Below are 267 nucleotides of genomic sequence, written 5' to 3'. Positions count from 1 at the left end.
CTGGTGCTGGCACTGCTGCTGGCGGCACTGGTCAGCCTGATGCAGCTTGGTTTATCGCCGCATCGTCACCCGTTATTTAATGGCGATGCCGTGCAAATCAGCCATCATGTCGCGCTGCTGCTGAGCCTGGCCGCGCTGGCGACCCTGGCGGCGCAGTGTCTGGTGGTACGCCCGCAGCATTTTACCCCGAGAGTTTTACTCTTAATTGCCGCGGTCTTGATGGTGGCGGGTCTTGGGCTGATGTGTCTCGCCAGTTTAGCCCTGTTC

Annotated in this window: 1 pseudogene; it reads left to right on the top strand. The window is 59.9% G+C overall.

Annotation, left to right across the window (positions count from 1 at the left end):
• A pseudogene (locus RTW80_RS29485) lies at window positions 1–267 on the top strand (MFS transporter); the annotation flags it as partial.

Source organism: Escherichia sp. AM3 (assembly GCF_032029835.1).
Taxonomy (GTDB): domain Bacteria; phylum Pseudomonadota; class Gammaproteobacteria; order Enterobacterales; family Enterobacteriaceae; genus Escherichia; species Escherichia coli.
Note: the sequence above shows the minus strand (reverse complement) of the source record. Positions and strands in the feature narration are given on the sequence as shown.